The organism is Bradyrhizobium sp. HKCCYLS20291 (assembly GCF_051167715.1).
Classification (GTDB): Bacteria; Pseudomonadota; Alphaproteobacteria; order Rhizobiales; family Xanthobacteraceae; genus Bradyrhizobium.
This window is the reverse complement of the sequence record NZ_JBNPTO010000009.1, coordinates 200,312-224,071: the sequence shown is the minus strand read 5'-3', so window position 1 is coordinate 224,071 and position 23,760 is coordinate 200,312. Positions and strand designations below refer to the sequence as shown.

At 66.4% G+C, this 23,760-nt stretch carries 21 protein-coding genes; 5 read left to right on the top strand and 16 right to left on the bottom strand.

Annotated elements, in window-relative coordinates; genetic code table 11:
* The 11 genes from ACQR07_RS21405 to ACQR07_RS21355 all read right to left on the bottom strand — a co-directional run bounded on the left by ACQR07_RS21405 (position 1) and on the right by ACQR07_RS21355 (position 12,808).
* Positions 1-579 carry a glycine-rich domain-containing protein gene (locus ACQR07_RS21405; RefSeq protein ID WP_434904147.1) on the bottom strand — a complete coding sequence of 193 codons (579 nt, stop codon included), beginning with the start codon at positions 577-579 and terminating at the stop codon, positions 1-3.
* Between the two features lie 67 nt (positions 580-646).
* Positions 647-1,975, bottom strand: a complete 1,329-nt coding sequence (locus ACQR07_RS21400) for a M48 family metallopeptidase (protein ID WP_434904146.1) — start codon at positions 1,973-1,975, stop codon at positions 647-649.
* On the bottom strand, positions 1,972-2,190 hold the full coding sequence (locus ACQR07_RS21395; protein ID WP_434904145.1) for an addiction module protein: 219 nt from the start codon (positions 2,188-2,190) through the stop codon (positions 1,972-1,974). Before ACQR07_RS21395 ends, ACQR07_RS21400 begins: the two co-directional genes overlap by 4 nt.
* Positions 2,191-2,359: 169 nt before the next feature.
* Positions 2,360-2,755: a hypothetical protein gene (locus ACQR07_RS21390; RefSeq protein ID WP_434904144.1), complete on the bottom strand. Its 396-nt coding sequence runs from the start codon at positions 2,753-2,755 to the stop codon at positions 2,360-2,362.
* Between the two features lie 44 nt (positions 2,756-2,799).
* Complete coding sequence (locus ACQR07_RS21385; RefSeq protein ID WP_434904143.1) at positions 2,800-3,984, bottom strand: vWA domain-containing protein; 1,185 nt, start codon at positions 3,982-3,984, stop codon at positions 2,800-2,802.
* The gene (locus ACQR07_RS21380) at positions 3,981-6,359 is read right to left on the bottom strand and encodes a DUF5682 family protein (RefSeq protein WP_434904142.1); all 2,379 of its coding nucleotides are present in this window, start codon (positions 6,357-6,359) and stop codon (positions 3,981-3,983) included. The genes ACQR07_RS21385 and ACQR07_RS21380 overlap by 4 nt, the downstream gene beginning before the upstream one ends.
* A 1-nt stretch (position 6,360) precedes the next feature.
* Entirely contained in the window at positions 6,361-7,476 is a 1,116-nt protein-coding gene (locus ACQR07_RS21375) for an ATP-binding protein (RefSeq protein WP_434904141.1), read from the bottom strand.
* A gap of 29 nt (positions 7,477-7,505) precedes the next feature.
* Positions 7,506-8,900, bottom strand: a complete 1,395-nt coding sequence (locus ACQR07_RS21370) for a DUF5691 domain-containing protein (RefSeq protein ID WP_434904140.1) — start codon at positions 8,898-8,900, stop codon at positions 7,506-7,508.
* A 2-nt stretch (positions 8,901-8,902) separates the two neighbouring features.
* Complete coding sequence (locus tag ACQR07_RS21365; protein WP_434904139.1) at positions 8,903-10,330, bottom strand: SWIM zinc finger family protein; 1,428 nt, start codon at positions 10,328-10,330, stop codon at positions 8,903-8,905.
* A 117-nt stretch (positions 10,331-10,447) separates the two neighbouring features.
* The gene (locus ACQR07_RS21360) at positions 10,448-11,563 is read right to left on the bottom strand and encodes a TAXI family TRAP transporter solute-binding subunit (RefSeq protein WP_434904191.1); all 1,116 of its coding nucleotides are present in this window, start codon (positions 11,561-11,563) and stop codon (positions 10,448-10,450) included.
* 294 nt (positions 11,564-11,857) lie between these two features.
* Entirely contained in the window at positions 11,858-12,808 is a 951-nt protein-coding gene (locus tag ACQR07_RS21355) for an aldo/keto reductase (protein ID WP_434904138.1), read from the bottom strand.
* A gap of 270 nt (positions 12,809-13,078) precedes the next feature.
* Between ACQR07_RS21355 and ACQR07_RS21350 the strand changes: the two genes are divergently transcribed.
* A complete protein-coding gene (locus ACQR07_RS21350) occupies positions 13,079-14,323 on the top strand; it encodes an NF038122 family metalloprotease (RefSeq protein WP_434904137.1) in 1,245 nt (414 codons plus the stop codon).
* A 61-nt stretch (positions 14,324-14,384) separates the two neighbouring features.
* Here the strand turns inward: ACQR07_RS21350 and ACQR07_RS21345 are convergent, their stop codons facing one another.
* The 3 genes from ACQR07_RS21345 to ACQR07_RS21335 all read right to left on the bottom strand — a co-directional run bounded on the left by ACQR07_RS21345 (position 14,385) and on the right by ACQR07_RS21335 (position 16,352).
* On the bottom strand, positions 14,385-14,780 hold the full coding sequence (locus ACQR07_RS21345; RefSeq protein WP_434904136.1) for a hypothetical protein: 396 nt from the start codon (positions 14,778-14,780) through the stop codon (positions 14,385-14,387).
* 168 nt (positions 14,781-14,948) lie between these two features.
* On the bottom strand, positions 14,949-15,773 hold the full coding sequence (locus ACQR07_RS21340) for an SDR family NAD(P)-dependent oxidoreductase (protein ID WP_434904135.1): 825 nt from the start codon (positions 15,771-15,773) through the stop codon (positions 14,949-14,951).
* Between the two features lie 261 nt (positions 15,774-16,034).
* Positions 16,035-16,352: a hypothetical protein gene (locus tag ACQR07_RS21335; RefSeq protein WP_434904134.1), complete on the bottom strand. Its 318-nt coding sequence runs from the start codon at positions 16,350-16,352 to the stop codon at positions 16,035-16,037.
* Positions 16,353-16,670: 318 nt separating this feature from the next.
* Between ACQR07_RS21335 and ACQR07_RS21330 the strand changes: the two genes are divergently transcribed.
* From ACQR07_RS21330 to ACQR07_RS21320, 3 genes are all read left to right on the top strand, one after another.
* Positions 16,671-17,141 (top strand): hypothetical protein, encoded by a 471-nt coding sequence (locus tag ACQR07_RS21330; RefSeq protein ID WP_434904133.1) that lies wholly within the window; start codon positions 16,671-16,673, stop codon positions 17,139-17,141.
* A 31-nt stretch (positions 17,142-17,172) separates the two neighbouring features.
* The gene (locus ACQR07_RS21325; RefSeq protein ID WP_434904132.1) at positions 17,173-17,451 is read left to right on the top strand and encodes a HigA family addiction module antitoxin; all 279 of its coding nucleotides are present in this window, start codon (positions 17,173-17,175) and stop codon (positions 17,449-17,451) included.
* 250 nt (positions 17,452-17,701) lie between these two features.
* On the top strand, positions 17,702-18,892 hold the full coding sequence (locus tag ACQR07_RS21320) for a right-handed parallel beta-helix repeat-containing protein (RefSeq protein WP_434904131.1): 1,191 nt from the start codon (positions 17,702-17,704) through the stop codon (positions 18,890-18,892).
* Between the two features lie 1,019 nt (positions 18,893-19,911).
* Here the strand turns inward: ACQR07_RS21320 and ACQR07_RS21315 are convergent.
* Both ACQR07_RS21315 and ACQR07_RS21310 read right to left on the bottom strand, forming a co-directional pair.
* Positions 19,912-21,936, bottom strand: a complete 2,025-nt coding sequence (locus ACQR07_RS21315; RefSeq protein ID WP_434904130.1) for a YgiQ family radical SAM protein — start codon at positions 21,934-21,936, stop codon at positions 19,912-19,914.
* Between the two features lie 144 nt (positions 21,937-22,080).
* Entirely contained in the window at positions 22,081-22,833 is a 753-nt protein-coding gene (locus ACQR07_RS21310; protein WP_434904129.1) for a hypothetical protein, read from the bottom strand.
* Between the two features lie 107 nt (positions 22,834-22,940).
* On the opposite strand from ACQR07_RS21310, the gene ACQR07_RS21305 reads away from it, so the two are divergent.
* Positions 22,941-23,630 (top strand): HAD family hydrolase, encoded by a 690-nt coding sequence (locus tag ACQR07_RS21305; protein ID WP_434904128.1) that lies wholly within the window; start codon positions 22,941-22,943, stop codon positions 23,628-23,630.
* Positions 23,631-23,760: the final 130 nt, after the last annotated feature.

Below are 23,760 nucleotides of genomic sequence, written 5' to 3'. Positions count from 1 at the left end.
TCATCTCCTGAAAAGCCGCCGCAGCCATGCGCGCGGCCGTGGCAGGATGAGCCAGTGATTGCGGTCGGTGACGTGATAGCGCGGCCCGGCGAAACGGATGTGTGTCGCAGGCCACAGATCGGGGCTGGGCGGCCCGAAGAAGCGTTCGTGCAGCGCCAGCGTCTCGGCATATTGGCGGCGGTAGGTCTTCTGCGCCTCCGGACCGCCAGGCGTCGGATCGTGATGCAGCGCGGCCTGCAGCCGTTCGCCGCACCAGATCGTCCAATAGTCGCGTGAGTAGATCAGGTGCTGGTGCCAGACCTCGTCGACCACCTCGCTCGGCGTCACCGGCGTCGGTGACACCATCGCCAGGAAGCAGAAGCGGCGATAGGCCTCGATCGCGGCCCGGGCCTCATCGAGGCTCCAGCCATGGTCGCGGGCCAGCCGCTGGGTGAAGTTGAACGGCGTGTCGGGCTCGAAATCATGCGCGGCGATGCGCCGCCATAAATCCTGTCGCGCGGCTGTCCAGTCCGGCTCGTCGGCCTGGATGTCGACCTTGAGCAGCGCGCGCTGTACCGAAGGGTTTCGGAGATCGTGCACGAGGGCCTTATAGCACAGGCTCGCGCCGGGTTCCACTGGGGCCCGCCCCCAGCGGGGCGCCCCAACGTCATCCGCCGACCCGAAGCCACCTTTCGGCCGTCTTGCGCCATTCTGTATCGAGTTTCGCTGCCAAGTCCCGTACCGCGTCTGGCGAGAGCATCTGGCTGATGGCCGGAGCGCCGATCGGATCGACGGCGGGGATGGTCGCATAGCCGAGATTGGCGAGACTGGCTACGAGCGGCGGGTGAGTCGTATCGGCGTCCTGCAGCTCCTCCGCCATGATCCTGGCGGCTGCGGCGCCAAGCTCATCATGGTCGCGAACCTCGGCGAGCCGCACCGATATCCGTTGCAGAGGGGAGGCTGGCAGGCTGATCGCGCCGAGCATCTCGGTCTGCAGCGGAGAGAACACCAGATCGCGCAGTCGCCGTGTACCCCCGGCAATCAGAACCAGCGACCGTGCCATCTCGGATCGCCCCATCAACTCGGCCGCGCGCCGGTCGGCGGCCAATTCGTTCAAACGTGAGAGAACGCGGAATTCCTGGCCGACCCATTCCAGGACGCCGCGCAGCAGGAGCGCCGCGATGCGGCCGGTAACGGTGCGGTCCGGATCCGCGTAGTGGAGAACGTTCTCGCAGGCGCCGAGGAAGTCGAACAGATTGGCCGCCCCGCTGGTGTGCCGCAGTTCGGCATGGGCGACCTCGTGGGCGATGGTGGCACGGATCGCCCGGTCGTCGAGGACCATCAGCAGCGGCAGGCCGACGGTCATCGTGACGTGCCGCCCGAAAAGCCCGGCAAAGCCGCGCGCCTCGCTGATCGACGCGTTGAACTCCGCATCGATCCGCAGCGTACGCCTGCGCTTGACGAACGACGAGTCGAGCTCCTGCCAGTTTCGCCAGAGGGCAGCCGCGGAAGCCTCGTCCAGGGCATTGCTTTGCTCGCGTTGCGCCGGCACGAACAGAATCCCGAGCGCCAGCGCCACGGCAGCCGCCACCACGCAGAACATGACGGGCGCTGCGATCAAGGCGGCCCGCGTATAATCGTCCAGCAACATCAGCCAGACGAACAGCAATCCGCCCGCCACGGCAACCAGCGGCAGTACCGCGTAACGACCGAGTTGCAGGATGGAAGTTAGAACGAGACGCTTCATCGCTGCTTCGCGCTGCCATACCGTTGATGTCTTGCGCTTCCCATGTCCGAGCGCCCTTGCGCCATTCTGCTGCGAGTCGAGCCCAGGCCTTGCAGAGATGTGGCGCGCGGGCCGGCAGATTACCGTTTCAGCCGATCCCGCCAATAGTCCGGTCGGCAATGCGTTGTCCAGCCCAGGTGCCTGCGCTCTGTACAAGTGGATCGCCTGATCGAGTTCGATCTCGGCAATCTCGAGAAACCGGACTGTCACGGCCGGTACTTGGCGATGATGTCGCTCAGATCTCTGGCTGCGAGCTCGCCGCGCCGGTAAGCCGCCAATCGATCGCTCGCCTCATGTGCCCAGAGCTGCTCAATCTCCGGGTCGGCGCGATCAAGGCTATCGAGTACATCCTCGACCAGTGCGATGCGGTCCTGAGGGGGCAGAGCACGCGCCTGTTCGGTCCGCGTTTTGGCCTTGTTGCTCATCTTCGCGCCTTGCCACTCGATCTCCAGAATAGCGACGCCGCGTCAACTGCTCAAGCCGTTGGCGGCGGAAACACGATCGGTTGCTCCTACCCGAGGTGCAGGACGCATGTCGGCAGATGGCGCTTTATCGTCCGCTTCGCGCTGTCGAAGCCGTTGATGTCCCCGTGCCTCACGCTTCCTTCTCGATGGCCTCGATCCGAAAGTCGTCCTGCGCGCGGAGCAGCCGCTCGACGGTGGCGGACAGCTCGTCGTCGGCCAACATCTTATTGCGGCCGAAGAGTCGGTCGCGCAAGCTGCGACGTCCGGTGATCGCGATGATCCAGTGAAAATGCTTGCCCGATTCCGGTTCTCCGCTGGCGCCCAGCATGTAGGACATCGGTCCGCTCTTCGTGTAGGCATACCAGCCCCAGTCTTCAGCGCCGGTGTCGGTCGTGTCGTAGCCCAACGCCTGGAGTTCGCAGCACAGCCACGCCAGGACGGAATGTCCCGGAATCGGGTTGATCGGATTGGGTGGCTCGGTGGCAGGATCGAAACGGTCCGTCGTGAAATGGATCACATGCGCCATGCTGTCCCGCTCGCCTGGTTCCCGTCAGTGCCCGGCACGTCGAACTAATCGCCGCCGTCCTCGGGCCGCACCAGCTTGATGTCCTGCGCGGCCACCCAGGACCAGATGTCCTGGCGCTTCAGCGCGGTCGCCATCAGTTCCGGAAACTGGTGCGGCGTGCAGGCGAACACCGGGCAGCCGAGCGAGGCGAGGATCGCGGCATGCTTGGCGTCATAGGCCGGACGGCCGTCGTCGTTGAGCGCCAGCAGCACGATCAGGTTGACGCCGGATGACACCAGCGCCTTGGCGCGCGCCAGCATCTGCTCGGCGATGCCGCCCTCGATGAGATCGCTGATCAGCACCATGTGCGTGCGTGAAGGCTCGCGTACCAGGCGCTCGCAATAGGCCAGCGCCTGGTTGATGTCGGTGCCGCCGCCGAGCTGGACCGAGAACAGCACCTCGACCGGATCGGCGAGCTCCTCGGTGAGATCGATGATGTTGGTGTCGAACACCACGAGCTTCATCGCGATCGCCGGGATCGAGGCCAGCACGGCGGCGAAGATCGAGGAGTACACGACGGAGGTGCCCATCGAGCCCGACTGGTCGACGCAGAGGATGACCTCCTCGAGATTGGTTCGCCGCGCCGCGCGGGCGTGACCGATCAGGGTCTCCGGCACGATGGTGCGATGCTCGGCCTGCCAATGGCGCAGATTCTTACCGATGGTGCGCGGCCAGTCGATGTCGCCGGGACGCGGGCGCCGTGTCCGACGGCGGCGGTCGACCGCGCCGCGGATCGTCTCGGTGGTGCTGGCGTCGAGCTTCTCCATCAGCTCCTTCACCACCTTCGCCACCACCTCGCGCGCCGTCGCCTTGGTCTTCTCCGGCATCACCGAGCGCAGCGCCATCAGGTCGGCGACGAGATGCACGTCGGCCTCAAGGGCGGCGAGAAACTCCGGCTGCAGCAGCATCTCCTTGAGGCCGAGCCGCTCGAACGCATCCTTCTGGATCACCTGCACGACGGGCGCGGGGAAGAACTCCCTGATGTCGCCGAGCCAGCTTGCCACTCGCGGTGCCGAGCCGCCGAGACCGCCGCGCCGTCCGCCGCCGCGCTTGCTGCCGCCGCCGGCGTCATAGAGCCCGGCGAGCGCTGCATCGAGCCGGCGGTCGCGATCGGAGAGACCGGCCTGGTCGTCGCCACCGAGCACGAGGCGCCAGCGGCGATTGCGTTCGGCATCAGCATCGTCGCTCATGGGGTGGCGTCCTTCATCGGCCGGTCGACGCCCAGGATGGTCAGCAGCAGCGGCAGGGCGGCATCGAAGCCGGCAGCGCCGGCCGGCAGCGGCGCTAGCGGCTGCAACGGCGTGGCGTCGGCGGTCGTCGACATCACGAGCGGCCGCTGTCGGGCCAACTCGTCGAGCAGGCGCCGCCGCTCGCTGCGGTCGAAGCTCGCAAAGGCGCGGCGCAGCACCGGCAGCAGATTGTTGAACGCCTCGCCGTCGATCGCGGCCAGCCAGCCGTCAATGATCCGGCGCAGCGCGTGGTCGTGCAGCAGGACCTGGCCGCTCTGGCCGAGGAAGCCGTCGAGCCAGTCGCCGGCCTCGAGCGTCGGCACGCTGTGTGACAGCGCCCGCGACAGCACCAATGCGGTCTGCTCGGGCGGCACGTTGCCCTGATCGTACAGCGCGCGGCTCGCCAGTCCCTTCAGCAGCGGGTGCGCCGAAGCATCGGTGGCGAGCGAGGCGAGCGCACGGCGCCAGCCGTCGCGCAGGCCGCTGTCCTCGATCAGTCCTATCGCAACGTCGAGCCGAGCCAGTCTGCCGCGCAGCTCGGCCGCGACGTCGGCCTGCAAATTGCGGCAGGCGTAGACCAGGCCCGCGCAGATCGCCTCGACGAGGCTGATCACCAGCAGGCGCAGCGCCTCGGTCGGCAGCTCGCGCGCGGTGCCGTAGCGCAGGATCTCGGCCAGCGGCGGCACGGCCTCGGTGAGATCGGCAACGTCGCTGGTCGCGGCCGAGCGCTGCTGCAGCAGTGCGATCGTCGTCTCGGCCGCCTGCGTCAGGCCGGCTTCGAGACAGCCGCGCACGATGGCGGCGACCGTGTTCAGCGACGTCGCGGTCTGCGCGTTGATGACCGCGGCATTGCCGGCGGCCTGCGCGACCGTGGTGCCATGCACCAGCGCCTCGACGAGACGCACCGAGAACTCCGGCTCCCAGCGCAGCCGCCAGTTCTCGCGGAAGGTGCCGCGGCTCTGTCCCGAGCCCTGCAGCCGTCCCCACGGCACCTGGATCAGCGCGAGACGATGCAGCAGTTGCGACTTGGCAAGGCCTGCCTCGCTGCGCAGGTCGAGCGCGATGTCGCTGTCGAGCGCCTCGGGCTTGAGCTTCAGCTTGCGCTGCCAGCGCGCGAGGTCGGCGGCGAGCGGCATCTGCGGCACGCTGTCGTCGATCTCGCCGACGCGTTGGCCGATGATCAGCTGCTGCTCGATCAGCCGGAACGGTGCGATCTCGCCCTCGCAGAGCGTGGCCAGGCTCGCCTCGCGCATCTCGGCCAACCCCGGCAGCGCCACGTCGCGCAAGGCGGCGAGCGTGATCGCCAGCCGCGACGCTTCGATGACGGAGGCCGTCGACGCCGGCCGGCCGTTTCGCCGCAACAGATCCGCGACCAGCGCCTGCCAGCGTGTCGTGAAGCCGGTGGCGTCGAGCGCGGCAGCCTCATCGTGCTGGCCCTGCCAGAGATGCGCATACCAGCCGGGCGAGATCACGCCGGCCCCGTAACCCGAGCCGGCCGCGAGACGCGTCTCGGTCCAGGGCACCCAGGTCGCGGTCACCTTGATCTGCGGCAGCCCCTTTAGCAGCGCGCGGTCATCCTTCAGCGGCACCTTCCGGCGCAGCGCCGGCACGTGCCACGCGCCGCAGACGACGGCGACAGGGCCGCCCTGCTCGGCGAGCGCGGCTGCGATGGCGAGCCGCATATGCGCCTCGCGGCGCAGTTCCCGCTGCGCTTCGTCCGCAGGCTGATAGGGCAGGGGATCGATCGTCTCGCGCAGCGCGCCGATGGCGGCTTCCAGCGCCGCGAAGATTTCCGGTCCATGCGTGCCCTGCTCGACGATTGCATTCCACCAGGCTTCGCTGTCGTCATAGCCGGCGAGCGTGGACAGATAGGCGAGCGGATCGCGCCGGATCTTCGCCAATTCGGGATTGATGATCTCGGGCTCGGCCTGCGCTAGTGCGCCGGCATTCTCCGGCGCCGCTTCGCTGTCGCCGTGCTCGGCCTGCTTTGGCTTCGCCCGTTCGGCGAGGCGATGCGACGCGGGCAGATCGATGAAGCGGACGGGCCGCTGCTTCCTGAGCGCCCAGCGGATCGCCTGCCATTCCGGGGAGAACGCCGCAAACGGGAAAAAGCTGGCGTTGGCCGGGTCGTCCTGCGCGTGCACCAGCAGCGCGATCGGCGGCACCATCGCCGGAGAGGCGGCGAACGCCATCAGCTCATCGGCATCGGGCGGGCCTTCGATCAGCACCACCGCGGGATCGGCGGCGTCCAGCGCTGACAGCACCGCGCGCGCCGAGCCCGGGCCGTGATGCCGGATACCCAGCAGATGCAGGCGATCGGGCGTTGCCGCGGCCATGTCACATCACGTCGCGGATGGCGCCGTAGAGATCGGCCCAGGGCTTGCGCTCGCGCACCACGGTCTCGAGATATTCCTGCAGCACGACCTTGTCCTGCACCGGATCCTTGACGATCGCGCCGACCAGGTTGGCCGCCATGCTCTGCGCATCGATCACGCCCGAGCCGAAATGGCCGGCCTCCGCCCAGGCGCCGATTGTCACCGCGATCGCCTCCGCCGTCGACAGCGAGCCGGACGGCGATTTCAGCTTCAAGCGGCCGTCGAGCGTCTGGCCGTCACGTAGCTCGCGAAAAACCGTGACGATGCGCATGATCTCCTGGTCGGCCGGCGCGATTGTCGGCAATTCGAGGCCGCCGCCGATCTCGCCGACGCGCTTGGTGACGATCTTCACCTCTTCATCGAGATCGGCCGGCAGCGGCAGCACCACAACGTTGAAGCGGCGTTTCAAGGCCGATGACAATTCGTTGACGCCCTTGTCGCGCGCGTTCGCTGTCGCGATCATGTTGAAGCCGCGCGTGGCGTGAATGGAATCGTTGATCTCCGGGATCGGCATCAGCTTTTCCGACAGCACGGTGATCAGCGTGTCCTGCACGTCCGAGGGCATGCGGGTCAGCTCCTCGAAGCGCACGATGCGGCCGGCCTCCATCGCCCGCATCAGCGGCGTCGCCACCATCGCCTCGCGCGACGGGCCCTTCGCCAGCAGCAGCGCGTAGTTCCAGCCATAGCGGATCTGGTTCTCGTCGGTGCCGGCCGTGCATTGCACGATCATCTCCGACGAGCCGGAGATCGCCGCGGCGAGATGCTCCGACACCCACGACTTGGCGGTGCCGGGCACGCCGAGGATGAGCAGCGCGCGGTCGGTGGCGAGCGTCGCCACCGCGGTTTCGATCAGCCGGCGGTTGCCGATATATTTCGGCGAGATCTCGACGCCGGACTTGGTGCGGCCGCCCATCAGGTAGGTCACGACCGCCTGCGGCGAGAGCCGCCATTGCGCCGGGCGCGCCCGCGTATCCTCCTGCGCCAGGGCATCGAGCTCGTGGGCGTGGAGCGCCTCGGCGGAGCGGCGCAGCTGGGCGTCTTTCGGGCTCGCATCGGCAGTGGTACCGGCAGTGGTCATCGGCATGCTCCGGGCATTTGCGTCGCGCGCTACGTCGGCAACGCGAGAACGAGATCGGTGAAATCCTTCGCCGCCCGCGTGGTCGAAAGCGGGAGCGCGGCGAGCGAGGCCATGAAGGCTGATATCGTCGCTGACGGCATCAGCGCGGCCATCAGCACCAGACGGCCGTCATCCTTCTGCGCCGCAGGTGTCGTCGCCTCGGCGAGGTCCTGCACCGCCTTGGTCCAGCCCGACGATGCGATCACGCGCTCGGCGTCGGCCGGCGCGAGCGGCTGCCGCGCCTTCGCTGCGAGAGCCATCAGCGTATATCCGCTCAACGCCTCGGTGGTCTCGAGGCGCGCGCCGATGATGCGCAGCACGGCATCGTCGTCGCCTTCGGCTGCGGCGGCATCCAGCAGCAGCGTGAGCACGCGATGCTCGGACAGCGGCAGCGCCGCGATCAGCAACTCAGGCGGCGCGCCAACGGCGGTGGCAAGTGCGCCGAGCTGCAGGCCGCCGAACAGCCGCTCACGCAGCGCCTCGGTCTCCTGCCAGTTCAGGCCGTCGCTCGACAGCTTGAAGGTGAGCGTCGTCGCCGCGGCCAGGCCGATCTTGGCGAGCAGCGACCCGGCGCGCTTGAAGCATTGCGCGGCCTCTGTGAGCCGCGTGCCGTGCGCGCCGCGGTCAGCAATCCGCGCAAGCAGCTGTGCCGCGATCTGCTTGACGCTGTCGGCGCGATCGGCGCCGAGACTCTCCAGGAACGCCTGATCGTCGGGACCGAGGCCGACCGCGAGCGCATCGAGCAGCGCGGCGCGCACCGGCGCCGGCTCGCTCTTCCAGACCGACTCGATCAGCGCGCGCCCGGCGGCCGGATCGTCGCGGCGCAGCCCGGCGACGAACGCGCGCCGCTGCGCTTTCGGGAAGGTGGTCCAGTTCTCAGCGGTGATCCGTTCGAAGAACAACCCCTTTGCCGCATCGTCATCGGCATCGGCGGCGACCAGTGCGAGGAAGGCGCGCTCGGCGAGGCCGAGGTCCTCCGCATTCGCTTTCACATGCGGCAGGAAGGCCGGCAGATCGAACGGATGCAGCCGGCAACCGGCAGCCTGGATCCGGCGCAGCGCCAACGGCAGGACGTTCGACGCCAGCGACTTCTCGACGCTGCGCGCCAAGGCCTTGAGCGCGCGCCGCGCCGGCTCGGGCAGGATCGGCCGCGCGTCCTGATGCAGCCGCCGCGCCGCGTCCGGCACCGTATCGGCAACGGGAGCCGGCGCGCCGGCAAAGCGCTGCCATTGCGCGGCGAGCGCCAGCAGCGGCAACGCGGGCTCGCGCCCTTGCGGCAACAGCGCAGCGAGCGCAGGCGGCACCGCCAGCGGCTGTCGCGCGAGGCCGAGAAGGAACGACTGGCGCAGCCGGGCGTGGGTTGGCGGATCGATCGGGCTCGCCATCCTCACTCCTCGTGATGCCAGCGGCCGAGCGGCGTCTCGGCGGCCAGCACCTGGGCAATGCGGCCATCCCACAGACACAGCAGGCAGAGATCCAGACCGAGCAGCGGCATGATCTGCTCGACCTGGCTGCGTTCGACCGCGACAGCAACGCCGCTGGCGTCGGTGATCGCGAGCGCGCTCTTCCCGGCAGGGCGCAGCTCGACGCCGGCAAGCAGCAGCGGCCAGCGATCGAGCCACGGAAGTGCGGCGAGCGTCGTCGCGTAGTCCTGCAGCGCCGGCGCAAGTCCAGGCAGCGGCCGCGGCCAGGATGCAGCGGCGGCCGTCCTGCGGCTCGCCAGCAGCCCACGCAGCGGCGCGGCCGACGGATAGAACACGACCTCGCCCGCGATGACCTCGCCGGGCGCGAACGGAAATCCGGCGCCGCCGCCGGAGACCGGCACGAAATCGATCAGCACCGCCGCACGCGGCTGGCTGCCGTCGTCGCGCGTGTTGACGAGCCAGGTCTCGAGACGGCGCAGCTTGTCCGGCTGCACCTCGGACAGGTTGGCGGCGACGATCCACACGCTGCTGGCGCGCGGCGCGTTGGCGTCGGCGAGCAGTTCTTCGCGGCGCACCGACCAGCCGACTGCGCGGCGGACATCCTCGCGCAGTGGCGCCGGAAGGCGGTCCTGGTGCCGATAGGCGGATGCGATCAGCGTCAGCGCACCGAGCCGCTCGGCGGCGACATCGGCGCGGCGCTCGTCACTGATGCGAAACAGCTCGGTGCCGAGCTGATCGAGCCGCGCGGCGAGGCCTCCCGCCTTGGCGTCGACGAGGCGTGTCGACAGCGTGCGCGTGGCGGCTGCGGCGCGCGTAGCGAAGTCGGCGAGGCCCTGGTTGAGCTGGTCGCTCATCCAGCGTTCGAGCTCGTCGAGCCCGGCAAGGATCGCCGCCTCGCGCTCGGCCTTGATGCGCTCGCGCTGCGCTTCCGCACGCGCGGCCGATTTGGGATCGGCGGGCGCCACGGCGGCGGCTTCGCTCAGCGCCGCATCGAGCGACGGTGTCGCGGCGGCCTCATCGGCGTCCGCCTTTGGCTTCCCCGGCGGGCGGCCGCTGCTGCCGCGCCGGCGCGCACTCCAGTCCTCGACCCATTGCGGCGGGCTCGCGCTCTCGAACCGTTCCGGCTTGTCGACGCGCAGCCAAAGCACGGCGAGCACGTGCTTGCAGGGAAACTTGCGGCTCGGGCAGGTGCATTTGTAGCCGCCACCGTCGACGGCCGTGACGACGCGATAGGGCGTTGCGCCGGAGCCCTGGCATTCGCCCCACAGCATTTCGGCATCGGGACTCGCGGCCAGGACCGGCCAGTTCGCGGGCTTCACCAGCTTCAACGCCGCGGCGAGTGAAGCCTGGTCGGGCGCCAGTCCCTCGATGCGTTCGCGTGTCAGAGACACTCACTCTCCCAGCCAGCCCAGCGCGATGCGCAAGACCTAGCAGATAGCAAGAGAGCCGCACAACAATTCAAGCGCGACGTCGGATGTTTTCGCGGTCGCGCGCAGCGGCGATGTGCCTCAGCGCTGGTCCTTGCTCCGCTGCCACTTCAGGAAGTCGCTGTAGAGCTTCGCCGCCTCGCCCGACGACATCCGCGCCTGCGCCTTGCGCTCATCGAGAAACTTGCGGAATTCGGCGGGGTTGGCGTTCTGTGCCGGCGATTGGCCGGCGCCGTCGAGCCAGTCCTGCGCCGCCTTGAAGCGGATCAGCCCCTGCACCGGCGCCGACAGCACGGTGTCGCGCCATTTCGGATGCCGCGGCGGCGACTGCAGGATCTGGATCTTGCCGAACAAGGCATCGACGAACCGCGCGGTGCGGCGATAGCGCTCGGTGTTCTCGGGCCAGTTGTAGACCATCAGCACGGTCGGCGCCGCGACCGCGTCGACCCTGACGCCGGGCGGCACCAGGTTCGGATACTCCTCCGACGAGAACGTCGTCGGCAGGTAGACGTCCTGCAGCACGCGGTCATACGGCACGGACAAGAGATGCAGCCGGCCACCTTCGTTCTTGATGCCCTTGATGACCGGCGCGTCTTTCGACACCGACGCGATCCAGGCATCGCCCTGGCCGTCGATCAGCTTCTGCAGGCCGCCGGTCGGATCGGTCTGCGAGTCGATCTCGGCCTGGATGCCGAGCTTGCGGAAGATCGTCCGCGCCGCGGGCAGCCCGATCGATCGCTCTGCGAACACGCGGCGGCCGTTGAGATCCTGAAGCGAGCGGATCTCGCGCCGCGCGACGATATGGACGTCGTTGTGAAACAGCTGCGCGATGTAGCGCACGCGCTGGGCGATGTCGGGAATGTTATATTCCGTCTTGACGAATTCCATCGCATCGGTCGCGACGAATCCCATGTCGATATTCTTCAACATGATGATGTCGACGAGGTTCTGCGCCGAGCCCTTGCCGAGGATCGGCAGCACGCGCAGGCTCTCGCCTTCGTCGAGCACCGCGGCCATGTCGGAGCCCATCACCGACATCGGGCCACCGATCGGCGCGGTGATCACCGTGACCGTTCCGGAGTTCAGCGATTCACGGTCTGGCAGCGTGCCGATCGTAGCTGCGCCGGCCGCCGGACGCGGCGGCGTCTGCTGCGCCTGTGCATGGCAACCTTGTGCAGTGGCTGCCGCCACGACGATCGCCGAAATGATTGCGCTAACACGACCACGCACCACAGCTGCCCCCCCGGACGTAGTTTTCGAACCGTTCCAATCTGGCAGTGCACTCAACAGTTCGATCTCGGCCGAATTTTGTCATCGGCGTGATGATGCACAAGAAGCTACAAATCGGCCAAACCTGCTCCAAAGCTGTGCTGGAAGCGCGATGCGCGCGCGCCGAAATTGTCGCGCGCGCATGCCGCATCCTTCACGATCATATGCGACCGTTCGCCGCGCGAACGCGCGTCGCAAGACAGCCGTGCGACGTTCGAAGGTTCACGCGCTGGCGGCGTCGAGCCGCGCGACCTGGTCTTTCGTTAGCGTCAGCTGCGTCGCGGCGACGAGCGAGTCGACATGCTCCGGCTTGGTGGCGCTCGCGATCGGCGCGGTCACCGACGGCTTGGCCAGCAGCCACGCCAGCGCGACCGATGCCTGCTGGGCGCCGGTCTCCTGCGTCACCGCGTCGAGCGCGGCGAGAATGCGCATGCCGCGCTCGTTCATGTATTTCGGAATGCCGCGCTGTCCGCGCGGGCTCTTGCCGTAGTCGGCCTCCGAGCGATACTTGCCGGTGAGGAAGCCCGCGGCGAGCGAGAAGAAGGTGATGACGCCGACCTCGTTCTGCTCGCACACCTGCTGTAGCGTGCCTTCGTAGGACGCGCGTTCGGCCAGGCTGTATTCCGGCTGCAGGCTCTCATAGCGCGGCAGGTTGTTGGCCTTGGCGATGTCGAGCGCCGCCTGCAGCCGTTCGGCGGAGAAGTTCGAGGCGCCGATGACGCGCACCTTGCCGGCTTTGATCAGCTTGTCATAGGCCGCGAGCGTCTCCTCCTGCGGTGTCGCTTCATCGTCCTTGTGCGACTGATAGAGGTCGATGACATCGGTCTGCAGCCGGCGCAGGCTGTCCTCCACCGCGCGCGCGATGTAGTCGGCCTTCAGCCCGACCTTGCCGTCGCCCATGTCCATGCCGACCTTGGTGGCGAGGATGATCTTGTCACGGTTGCCGCGCAGCTTCATCCATTTGCCGATGATGCTCTCCGACTCGCCGCCGGTGTGCCCGGGCACCCAGCGCGAATAGACGTCCGCGGTATCGAGGAAGACGAGGCCGGCATCCTGCACCTTGTCGAGCAGGCGGAACGAGGCCGCTTCGTCGACCGTCCAGCCGAACACGTTGCAGCCGAAGCAGAGGGGTGGAACGACGAGGCCGGAACGGCCGAGCTGACGCATCTTCATGGGAGGCTCTCGATGTGATGGGGTTGGTTCGATCTGCGGCGGGCGCTGCGACAGATTGCCTCGATCCGGTGCGACTGACCACCGCAATCGCCGCATAACGGGCCAGCGGCGCGGCAATCGACGGCGAAATCGGCGTCGTTCCAAACCATGACGCGATTGCCCAGAAGTGGTTCCGGCTGCGTCAGACTTTGCACTCACTTGCCGACGAACGTCCGGGCCTGCAAGTGGCTCGCAGCTGGCGATCCCAGCACGTCGGGAGGAGTCCGTACAATGAACACGCTGACCTATGACCAGCTCGGATTGAGCAATGACGCGCTCAAGGCGCTGGATCCGGCAGCGGCGGCGACCCCGAACGCAATGGCCGGGGCAGCGACGCCGGCGGCCGCGGCTCTGCCGCCGGGCGCGGTCTCGGCTCCCGTGTTCAACGCCGACGGTTCGGAGACGGTGTCGGTGCACACCGGCGGCCTCACCTTCAATCTCACCTTCGATGCCGCCGCCGCGGCGGCGCCGGAGAGCTTTCGCGCCGGAATCGAGCAGGCCGCGGCGATCCTGTCGTCGGCGATCACCGACCAGGCCACGGTCAACCTCGCGATCGATTTCGCCGGCACCGGTGGCGGCGCCGGCGCCAATGTCAGCAACGGCGTGCTGGCCAGCTACACGCAGGTCAGAAACGAACTGCAGACCCACGCCGCCGCCGGCGACACGGTGTTCGACAATCTGCCGACCACCGCCGGGATCCAGGGCCACTCCCAGGTGTTCGTCGCCAACGCCCAGGCCAAGGTGCTCGGCCTGATCGATCCGAACAGCACCACGACGGAGGACGGCTTCGCCATCTTCAACACCGACATTCCGACCCAGTCGCTGGTCGGCGTCGCGTTGCACGAGCTGTCGCATGCGCTCGGGCGCGTGCCTTCGCCCGGCAATCTCGACATCTTCGATCTGTCCGACTTCACCCGGCCAGGCCACAATCTAATCAACAACAACATCGCTTCCGGCCCTGCCGCCTATTTCTCGCTCGACGGCGGGGTCACCAAGATCGCCGATTATGGCCAGATGTCGGATCCGGCCGACTTCCTCAATACCGGCATCCAGGGCGCCAACGATCCGCTGAACGAGTTCTACAATCCGACCACGTCGCAGACGCTGTCGCCGATCGACCTCGTCGTGCTGGAGGCGCTCGGCTACAACATCTCGACGCCCGACACCCAGGCGCTGCTGGCGCAGATCCCGCATGCGGCCGGCGTCGCCGCGCCGATGCAGACCGCGCAGCAGGCCGCCGCGATCAATGCCGCCGTTGCCGCCGAAACCGCCGCCAGCCTGACCAAGCTCGGCGATGCCGCCGGCGCCGCGCAGGTGCTGGCGAATGCGCAGGCCGACGTCGCTGCGGCCAACGGCGCCGATGCCCACGTCACCGGCGCCCATGACTACACGTCGGCCTACGCCTCGCAGGCCGCCGAGCCGCACCATGATTCGATGATGCTCGCGATGCATCTGCAGGCCATCAGTACGCATTGAAGCGGGGCGCGGGCAGGCGATCCCCGGCAGCGCAGCCTTTCGTTGCCGTGCTGTCGCACGGTCAATGATATGAAATGCCGATGTCGCCCACGCGCTTGTCCTGTCGATACACGACGGCGTCGCCGGGAAGATCGACCTCCACCTCGGTGTCCGACCGCCATGCCACGGTGATGGACGACGCGCGCGTGACCAGAAACGGCGGGCTCGTCTCCGGCGAGAACCGCCCCTCGACCGGACTGACGCTGAGCTGGGTATTGAGCGGCACGGTCGCATTGCAGGCGCGGCCGAACACCACGATCCTGGTCCGGCCGTCGGGCGATGGGATCGACCGCTCCTCGACGGTCGTGCATGCGCCGAAATCGTCCACGATGGACCATAGGCCGTAGCCAAGTCCGCCGAGGCCGATCGCGATGACTGCGGCGGCAACGGTGAGCGGATGCAGGGCAGTGACTTTCACGCGCGGAACCTCGCTGACCTAACGTCGCGGTCATGGCGGCCGCTCGGATCGCCTTCGAGCCGCATGCACTGCGGATGATAGCAGCGCCATGTCTGCACGTGTCAGCAGCTTTCGTGCAGGCCATCGCCGCTCAGGACGCTTGCGACACCCAGCGACCGTAGGCGGCGATCAGGCGAGCCATGGCTTGACGAGCTCCTCGCTTCGCTCCCACAGCCGGCGCGCTGCCGTTCCATCATCCCGATAGGCGACGGTCATCGGGCGCCGGCCCGCATAGCAGGCGCCGAGCTCCCAATCGGTCCCCGGCGCACCCTCCGCCAGCCAGATGAGGCGCTGGGCGCTGCGCGCCGGGCTGAGGGGCAGCAGATATTTCAGCGGCGAGTGATAGACGAGGCGCATCATCGGGGTCGTTTCGCTGGCGAAGTTGCTGCGCACCACGCCCGGATGGAACGAGACCGCCGCGATGCCGTCGGCGCGGTGCCGCCGGTCGAGCTCGCGGGTGAACAGGATGTTCTCCAGCTTGCTGCGGCCATAGGCGCCGAGCGGCGTATAGTTGCGCTCATTGTTGAGGTCGGCGGCATCGAAGGTCCTGCCGAACATGTTGGCCGCGGCGCTCGCCGTCTGGATCACCCGGGCGCGGCTCGCGACCAGGCGCGGCAGCAGCAGGCGGGTCAACAGGAACGCGGCGAGGTGGTTGACCTGGAAGGTCTTCTCGAAGCCGTCAGCGGTGAGCTCGCGCGGACCCATGATGCCGCCGGCATTGTTGACCAGCACGTCGATCCGAGCATGCTCGCCGAGCGCGGCCGCGAGCCGCTTGACGTCGGACAGCTGCGTGTAATCAGCGGTGTGGAACGGCGCATTCAGCTCGCGTGCGAGCGCCGCGGTCTTCGCCTCGTTGCGGCCCACCAGCACGACCTCGTGGCCGCGCGCCTTCAGCTGCCGCGCGCCGGCTGCGCCGATGCCGTCGCTGGCGCCGGTGATGACGATGGTTGGCATGATCGCTCTCTCCAGTCTCAGGGCGATCGCCGATGAGGATATCAGGCTCCCGCGACGCGCAACCCTGCGATGGGTCAATCCGTCGTGTCCGGGCTCGGCCCGTCTGCGCAATCGAAGCCGCTTCGGCGCGGCGAAGCGCGGGCGTCCACGACGTTGCCTTGAGGAGGCCGAGCGACGTGGATGGCCGGCACAAGCCCGGCCAAGACAGTGTCGAGACGAACGAGGCCAAATTCCGATCTCGGCTTTCCCGCCCCGCCTAAGCTAGCGGCACTCGTCGATCGAATATTGCTGGGCGCTGCCCGCACCTTCGAAGACGTCGACGAACACCTTGACCCCGGTCTTGCAGCGCGCAATGCAGGCGTTGGTCTCGGCGCTGCACCGGTTGGCGTATCGGTCGTAGTATTGCGCCGCAACCTTGCTCCTCGCCCAGGACCGGCATTCGTCGCCCTGCTGCGAGCACGACCTGGCCTCGGCAGCGCGCGGCAGCATGGCCGCCGCCATCGTGACGGCCATCGTCAGGACTGCGGATGCGAGCCGCGGCGACCGTGCCGATGTCAACCAGTTGGTAACAGATTTCACCTGCGAGCCCTCCGCCTCATGACGCCATCATCAAAGCGAAGGGTGTCTTAAAATTATCTCAACCGCGGCGTGTCGTGGTGCTGCAATATCGCGAGGTCGCGCCCCCGGGTTCGGCGACCTTCCCATCGCCCGTCACAAGCCGATCGAGCGGATCGCTCGTCATCGGGCCCTGAACTCAACCTCGACGATGATCACGGGCAGCGTGCCCGCGTGTTGCCGTCTGGCTCTTGTCCGGCACGAGCGAACCGACGTATGTGAATCCGGTGGCCCGGTGATCGCTCGGGGGGCGATGCGGTCGATGGCGCAGGGGGATGGACGATGGGTATCAAGGCAGCTCTGCCTGCGGCGGCGATCGCCGTGCTGGTGGTCGGTGGATGTTCGATGTCGCCGGAGGGATTGAATTCGCGCGACGTGGCCGACAGCCGGAGCTTTTCCGAGAGCTACGAGGAGATCTTCCGGCGCCTGAACGAGACCGGCAAGCGCTGCTATCCGCCCGGCCAGCACGTGTCCAATCCGACCCATGGACAGATCGAGTCCGAAGGCGAGCTGCACCGCGACCGCGGCTTCGCGGAGTTTCGCCTGGTCGCCGGCAGCTATGGGATCAAGATGAACTACTTCGTCGCGGCGCGCATCGAAAAATCCGGCTCCGGATCGCGCGTGACCATCAGGGTCGCCAACCCCATGGGCGGCCCCGCTGAGCAGCCACATCTACCGCTGGGCCGGAGGAGATACGAGCTGCTAGTTTGGCTCGGTAGTGCCGGACTTGCTTCGTCCGGCCGGCCGATATGATGACCGTGGACGACCGTCGGAAGGCGACGCAATGACGAAGAAGCTGAAGCCGATGCATCCTGGTGAGGTCCTCCGTGAGGAGTTCCTGGTCCCGCTCGGAATGTCCGCGGGCGCGCTGGCTAAGGTCTGCGCTTTGCCGCGGACCCGGATCGAGCGTATTGCCAGCGAGCAGACCGGTATCACAGCCGACACTGCGCTCCGGCTCGCCAAGGCGCTCGACACCACGCCGGAGATCTGGCTCAATCTGCAGACCAACTACGATTTCCAGATCGCGAAGCGCGAGCTAGGCAGGACCCTCGATCGCATTTGAGGAGGCTGGCCACCACGGCCAGATTGACAAGCCGATAGAGAAGCGGTCGAGGCTAGGGCGGTCGAAGCGGTTGCGGAGCAGCTGATTATGTCGCTAATTCGCGTATTTCAAATAGGCCCTATTTGTTGAGCGCGCGATGTAGCAAAATGAAGTCAGCTTCGATCCTAACCAAAAATTGAAGAATCGATCTGTCGTGCCCGATTGATGAGTGGACCAATCATCGCTCCTTCCAGTTATGGGTGTATTGGGAATGCAGATCGACCTAACCACAGCAGTTGTTGCGGTCATTACCGCACTTGCTACATGGGTCCTAAAGCCAATAGCTGAGCGCTATATTGAAGCATTCTTCAAACGGAAGCCCGCTTTTGCAGTTCATCCATATGTATTGCGCGACAATTGGCTGATCCGAATTGAGCCTGTGAACAGTCCGGCCAGGCGAACAAAGCCTTTGCACGTATCGTTTCATGGCACCTTGACAATGGGGGCAGGTGTTGTGAACCACGAGACTGGTGCACTCGGGTGGACCTTAGACGTCTCAACTGTGGAGGTCCTTCGCGATGAATTGCTGAAGGCAACGTTTGTCGACTTCCAGCTTTTTTTCGATGCAAGCCAAATGTCAGAGCCGGTCCGTCTGATTCACAAGCCCGTGGACGTTGTTGAGCCGACACAGCAACTGCCGCCAGTCTCGGTTAATACAGTTCGAGACTTACTGCAGACTGTTTCATCTCACCGGAGAGTCCGCATAAATAATGCCGAACTTCTAATCAATGATGGCTTCCCGCTTTCTACCGAAAGTGTGAAGTGGAATAGCGTTTTTGATGGCAAAGAGCTCATTATTGTGGGGGCTCAAAATCTTGAGATTGAAGGTGATGGTGCTGCGCTCTTGGCCGAACCGGAATACTCTTGGGTTATTACTTTCGAGAATTGCAGGAACATCACGATAGCGGGCCTGACGTTAGGGCATGTCAGCGCTGGATACTGCCAGGGTGGTGTTCTGAAGTTTGTGAATTGTCATGAAGTGAAGATTAGAAATTGCGACTTGTACGGGTCGGGGACATATGGCTTTGAGTTTGAAAATTGTGCAGACGTTGATATCGACAATTCGACAGTTCGCGACTGTTCCTACGGAATTCTCAATATTTCAAACAGTAAGAACATTACGTTTACGGGTTGCGTGTTCGCCAATAATCGTGAGTTTGATTTGTGCAGCTTTTTTGGTGATGTGGAGCACATAATGTTTCGTAAGTGCTCATTCAATCGCAATCAATCAAGTGGGTCGATGTTCAGAATGGATCGGGTCACGAGCGCTGGTGTCTACGTTTGGCAGTGCAGTTTTAGTCATAATGTGTGTCGTGGCCTGAACTATGATGGGTGGCTCTTATCTGAGAGTAACAATGAATACGTCGGCAATTCCTGGGACAGCTCTCCGCCAACCAAGTAGATCGTTTCCTATTTGCTTGGCTCCCCCGGACCACCAGCCTCCGCATCCCAGTTATGCGCAAACTGCCCGTCGAGCCAGTTTGTCGCACGCTGCTCAGCTTGCCACGTCGGGCAAATCAGGTCGATGTTCTCGGCCATCCCGTTTGCGATGAAGAGGGACGTTTCGGCCGATCGTCACGGAGCGTAGCAGCGGGGAGCGGTGGACGTGTCGGGCTCGGGGCTTCGCGCAAGCGGGCCGGCGAATGAGCCTGGGACGTACGGTCAAGTCGCGTGGTCCTGGCCTCCCGACGCTGAGGTCAAGCCGGTCGATGATGCCTAACGGCGTCTCGCCGGTGATGGGGGCAAGAAAGCCCGGTCCCCAGGGAGATCGCGAAGCAGCCGTTAAAACCAGCGCGCGGGGAAGGCCGGGTCGTCCGGCTGGACCTGTGGTACCTGCCGCCTGCATTTTTTTCTGCAGGCGGGCCACGGGCCTCAGTCGAGGTCCGGTCTTCCCCGCGCCCTCTCATTGTCGAGGGCGATGTCTGCAGCACGACCCGGGCGCGGATGCGCCGCGGGGCTGCGGTGGGCTGTTTGCAAACATCGTGCAGTGGATGCGAGGCGTGCGGCGTGTCGCGCGCTGTGCTCGTCATGCCTGTGAGTTGGCACGGCCTTCCTACAAATTCGGTGTCGTCCCGGCCTTGAGCCGGGACCCATAACCGCCGGCGTATGTGTGAGGCAGGAAGGTGGATCAGGATGTGCCCAACACGTCTTCCTGTGGTTATGGATCCCGGATCTTCGCGCGCGCTGCGCGCTCGTCCGGGATGACGGCGGAGGGTGTGAGTTGGAACGGTGCTACAACAAACTCGGTGTCGTCCCGGGCTTGAGCCGGGACCCATAACCACCGGCGGACGTGTGAGGCAGGAAGGTGGCTCAGGATATGCCCAACACATCTCCCTGTGGTTATGGGTCCCGGGTCAAGCCCGGGACGACAGCGGAGGGGATGCGAGGGCGTGCCTCCATGACAAGACCGCGCCGTCGGACCTACTTCCTGATCTTCACGCCCTTGGTGGTGAAGCGCTGCGGGCGCGGCTCGGGCCGGACAGGACGGCGCGTGACGGCGGCCTTGCCCGTTCCCGGCGGCTGATGCGCCGGCACCAGTTGATCCGGCCGCGAGCCGATCAGGTCGGCGCGGCCCATGGCGCGCAGCGCGTCGCGCAGCACGGGCCAGTTGTCCGGGTCGTGATAGCGCAGGAACGCCTTGTGCAGGCGGCGCTGCTTCAGGCCCTTGATGGCTTCGACCTTGTCGCTGCCGCCGTGGCGGACGCCGCGCAGCGGGTTGACGCCGGTGTGATACATCGCGGTGGCCGTGGCCATCGGCGACGGCAGGAAGGTCTGGACCTGATCGGCGCGGTAACGGTTCTTCTTCAGCCACAACGCGAGGTTCATCATGTCCTCGTCGCTGGTGCCGGGATGGGCGGCGATGAAATAGGGGATCAAATAGTACTTCTTCCCCGCCTGCGCGGCGGCGGCGTCGAACATCTGCTTGAAGCGATGATAGGTGCCGATGCCCGGCTTCATCATCTTGTCGAGCGGGCCGCGCTCGGTATGCTCCGGCGCGATCTTCAGGTAGCCGCCGACGTGATGGGTGACGAGCTCCTTGATGTAGGCCGGGCTCTCGACCGCGAGATCGTAGCGGACACCGGAGGCGACCATCACGCGCTTGACGCCCTTGACCTCGCGCACCTTGCGATACAGCCGGATCAGATCGTCATGCGAGGTGTTGAGGTTCGGGCAGATCTCGGGGAAGACGCAGGACGGCCGTCGGCACGCGGCCTCGACCTTCGGGTCCTTGCACGCCATCCGGTACATGTTGGCGGTGGGGCCGCCGATGTCGGAGATCACGCCGGTGAAGCCCGGCGTCTTGTCCCGGATGCGCTCGATCTCCTGCAGGATCGAGCCTTCCGAGCGGCTCTGGATGATGCGGCCCTCATGCTCGGTGATCGAGCAGAAGGTGCAGCCGCCGAAGCAGCCGCGCATGATCGTGACCGAGAACTTGATCATGTCCCAGGCCGGGATCTTGGCGTCGCCATAGGATGGATGCGGCGCGCGGGCGTAGGGCAGGTCGTAGACCGCGTCCATCTCCGCCATGGTCAGCGGAATCGGCGGCGGGTTGAGCCAGAGGTCGCGGTCGCCATGGCGCTGCACCAGCGGGCGCGCATTGCCGGGATTGCTCTCCCGGTGCAGCACGCGCGAGGCGCGGGCGTAAGCTTCCTTGTCGGCCTCGACCTGCTCGCAGGACGGCAGCCGAATGACGACATCGCCCTTCTCGCGCGCCGCGCCTTCGTCGGCGGAGTCGAGATCGTCGGCGTGCAGTTCGACGTAGCCTTCGGGGACTTTCCGGAACAGCGCGGTGCCACGCACCGACTCGATGGTCTTCGGCGGCTCGCCGCCGGCGATGCGGTGCGCGACCTCGATCACGGCACGCTCGGCATTACCGTAGATCAGGAGGTCGGCCTTGGCGTCGGCCAGCACCGAGCGGCGCACCTTGTCGGACCAGTAGTCGTAATGCGCGATCCGGCGCAGCGAGGCCTCGATGCCGCCGAGCACGACCGGCACGTCCTTGAATGCCTCGCGGCAGCGCTGCGCATAGACCAGCGTGCAGCGGTCCGGTCGCCTGCCGCCTTCGCCCTTCGGCGTGTAGGCGTCGTCGCTGCGGATGCGGCGGTCCGCCGTGTAGCGGTTGACCATGGAGTCCATGTTGCCGCCGGTGACGCCGAAGAACACGCGCGGGCGTCCGAGCGCCTTGAACGGCTCGGCCGAGTGCCAGTCCGGCTGCGAGATGATGCCGACGCGAAAGCCCTGGGCCTCGAGCAGCCGGCCGATGATCGCCATGCCGAACGAGGGATGGTCGACATAGGCGTCGCCGGTGACCAGCACGATGTCGCAGACGTCCCAGCCGAGCTGGTCCATCTCCTTCCGGCTCATGGGCAGGAACGGCGCGGGTCGGAGATCGGCGCGATGGCGCGGCCAGGAACTCAGCGGCTTGGCGGTGAGGGCGATGTTCATCGCTCACGCATAGAGCCAGGGGCTGGCGAGTTCAACCGAGCGCCGCCCGGCGAGGGGCGGCCTGGAATCACTTTCTGGATCACTTTGTCCGGAATGGTTCCCGGCAGGTATTGCCGGACGGCGGGGCCGTCCGGCAAGGGCCCGTCAATTGATGTCGTCGAACGCCTCTTTGCGCCGCTTCAGCCAGCCATAGCCGAAATACGCCAGCAGCGCCCCGGTGGCGAGCATGATCCAGCCCGACGGCAGCCGCGAGCGGGTGCTGCCGGAGGCCTCGCCGACCGTCCGCGGTTCCTGGGCCATGCCGGTCATACCCGTGTCGGTCATGGACACCAGCCGCATGTCGGGGCCTTGGGCGGTGGTGCCGCGCAAGCCTGCGATTGCGGGCGTCGGCGCCTCGGCCGCGAGCATGCGCCCCATCTGCGCGCCGGCATAGGCCGCCGAGCCGTCGTCGCCGGACGACCGGTCCATCGTCGCCGCCGCGGCATGGCTGCCGGCGGGAAACTGCGCGTACGAGTTCAGGTTGGCGGGCCGACGCGGCTTCGTCTGAGGCTGCATCATCGGGTCCATCTTCTCGGCCCTGTCCATCGTCCGCTGCGGCATGGACGGTTCCATCGCGCGCTGCGGCATGGACGGCTCCATCGCCCGCTGCGGCATGGACTGCGGCAGCGCGACCCGCACCTGCGGCCGCGTGTAGGACTGGGTGACCGCCAGCATGCGATTGGACCAGGACAGGTAGGCCTTGCACCAGGAGTTGCAGTATTTCCCGTTGACCATGTCGTCGGACGCGGCCTGCGCCGTTGCGGAGCCTGCGAAGATCATCGTCGAAAGCAGCGCCGCAGAGGCGGCGAGCTTCGCTATCGAACCCAACCTGGACGTCGCTTTCAAATGGCCGATCATCGCAATTTCCCCCGTCGCGGTTTCACGCCGTTTCAGAGATAACGACACTGGCTGTGGTCGAGAGTTGGATCAGATCGCGTCAACATCCGGATGAGTTTGAGGTCAATTTGCTGATGCGAGGCGTTCTTAACAGACAGCAGGCGCTGCTGTTCGACATCGATGGCACGCTCGCCGACACGGATGCGCTGCATCTGGAGGCGTTCAACGCGGTGTTTGGTCCTTATGGTCACGTGTTCGATCGCGCACGTGCGGCACGCGAACTGCTCGGACGCTCCAATGCGTCGATCGGTGCCGAATTTCTGCCCAACGAGCCGCCGGAGCGGCGCGCCGCAATCATGGCTGAGAAGGAGGCGGTGTTTCGCAGCCTCGCGGCCGGCGCGGTGCAGCCGCTGCCGGGCCTGATGGCGCTGCTCGATCGGGCCGCAGCCGCGTCGATCCCGGTGGTGGCGGTGACCAATGCGCCGCGCGCCAATGCCGAGCTGATCCTGGAGGGATTGCGCATCACCGGCCGCTTCAGTGCCGTCATCATCGGCGACGAGCTGCCGCACGGCAAGCCGCACCCGCTGCCTTACCTGGAAGGCCTGCGCGCTGCGGGCGCTGTGCCCGATCGCGCGATCGCCTTCGAGGATTCGCGTGCGGGCATCACGGCCGCAACCGCCGCGGGTCTCGTCACCGTGGGCATGCGCACCAATCTGGCCCACGACGCGCTGATCGCCGCGGGCGCGTCGCTGACGGCCGCCGCGTTCGATGAGCCGGAGGTGCTGGCGCTGGTCGCCGCCACATTGGAGGGGGACTGAGTCGCCGGATCGGTGCGAAGGTTCACGTGAGGGAGACGAAATATTTCGGCTGCAACGGCCTTTGAAATTTCCGGGAGAAGCCTAACTTCCCGCCCGCCGACATCGATCGGCATGATCGCGCGCGGTGACA

Excerpts from the sequence above, each read along its gene's own strand:
- ACQR07_RS21395 (WP_434904145.1), bottom strand. The coding sequence starts at position 2,190 with ATGAGCAACAAGGCCAAAACGCGGACCGAACAGGCGCGTGCTCTGCCC.
- ACQR07_RS21390 (WP_434904144.1), bottom strand. The coding sequence starts at position 2,755 with ATGGCGCATGTGATCCATTTCACGACGGACCGTTTCGATCCTGCCACC.
- ACQR07_RS21385 (WP_434904143.1), bottom strand. The coding sequence starts at position 3,984 with ATGAGCGACGATGCTGATGCCGAACGCAATCGCCGCTGGCGCCTCGTG.
- ACQR07_RS21380 (WP_434904142.1), bottom strand. The coding sequence starts at position 6,359 with ATGGCCGCGGCAACGCCCGATCGCCTGCATCTGCTGGGTATCCGGCAT.
- ACQR07_RS21375 (WP_434904141.1), bottom strand. The coding sequence starts at position 7,476 with ATGACCACTGCCGGTACCACTGCCGATGCGAGCCCGAAAGACGCCCAG.
- ACQR07_RS21370 (WP_434904140.1), bottom strand. The coding sequence starts at position 8,900 with ATGGCGAGCCCGATCGATCCGCCAACCCACGCCCGGCTGCGCCAGTCG.
- ACQR07_RS21355 (WP_434904138.1), bottom strand. The coding sequence starts at position 12,808 with ATGAAGATGCGTCAGCTCGGCCGTTCCGGCCTCGTCGTTCCACCCCTC.
- ACQR07_RS21350 (WP_434904137.1), top strand. The coding sequence starts at position 13,079 with ATGAACACGCTGACCTATGACCAGCTCGGATTGAGCAATGACGCGCTC.
- ACQR07_RS21340 (WP_434904135.1), bottom strand. The coding sequence starts at position 15,773 with ATGCCAACCATCGTCATCACCGGCGCCAGCGACGGCATCGGCGCAGCC.
- ACQR07_RS21330 (WP_434904133.1), top strand. The coding sequence starts at position 16,671 with ATGGGTATCAAGGCAGCTCTGCCTGCGGCGGCGATCGCCGTGCTGGTG.
- ACQR07_RS21325 (WP_434904132.1), top strand. The coding sequence starts at position 17,173 with ATGACGAAGAAGCTGAAGCCGATGCATCCTGGTGAGGTCCTCCGTGAG.
- ACQR07_RS21320 (WP_434904131.1), top strand. The coding sequence starts at position 17,702 with ATGCAGATCGACCTAACCACAGCAGTTGTTGCGGTCATTACCGCACTT.
- ACQR07_RS21315 (WP_434904130.1), bottom strand. The coding sequence starts at position 21,936 with ATGAACATCGCCCTCACCGCCAAGCCGCTGAGTTCCTGGCCGCGCCAT.
- ACQR07_RS21310 (WP_434904129.1), bottom strand. The coding sequence starts at position 22,833 with ATGATCGGCCATTTGAAAGCGACGTCCAGGTTGGGTTCGATAGCGAAG.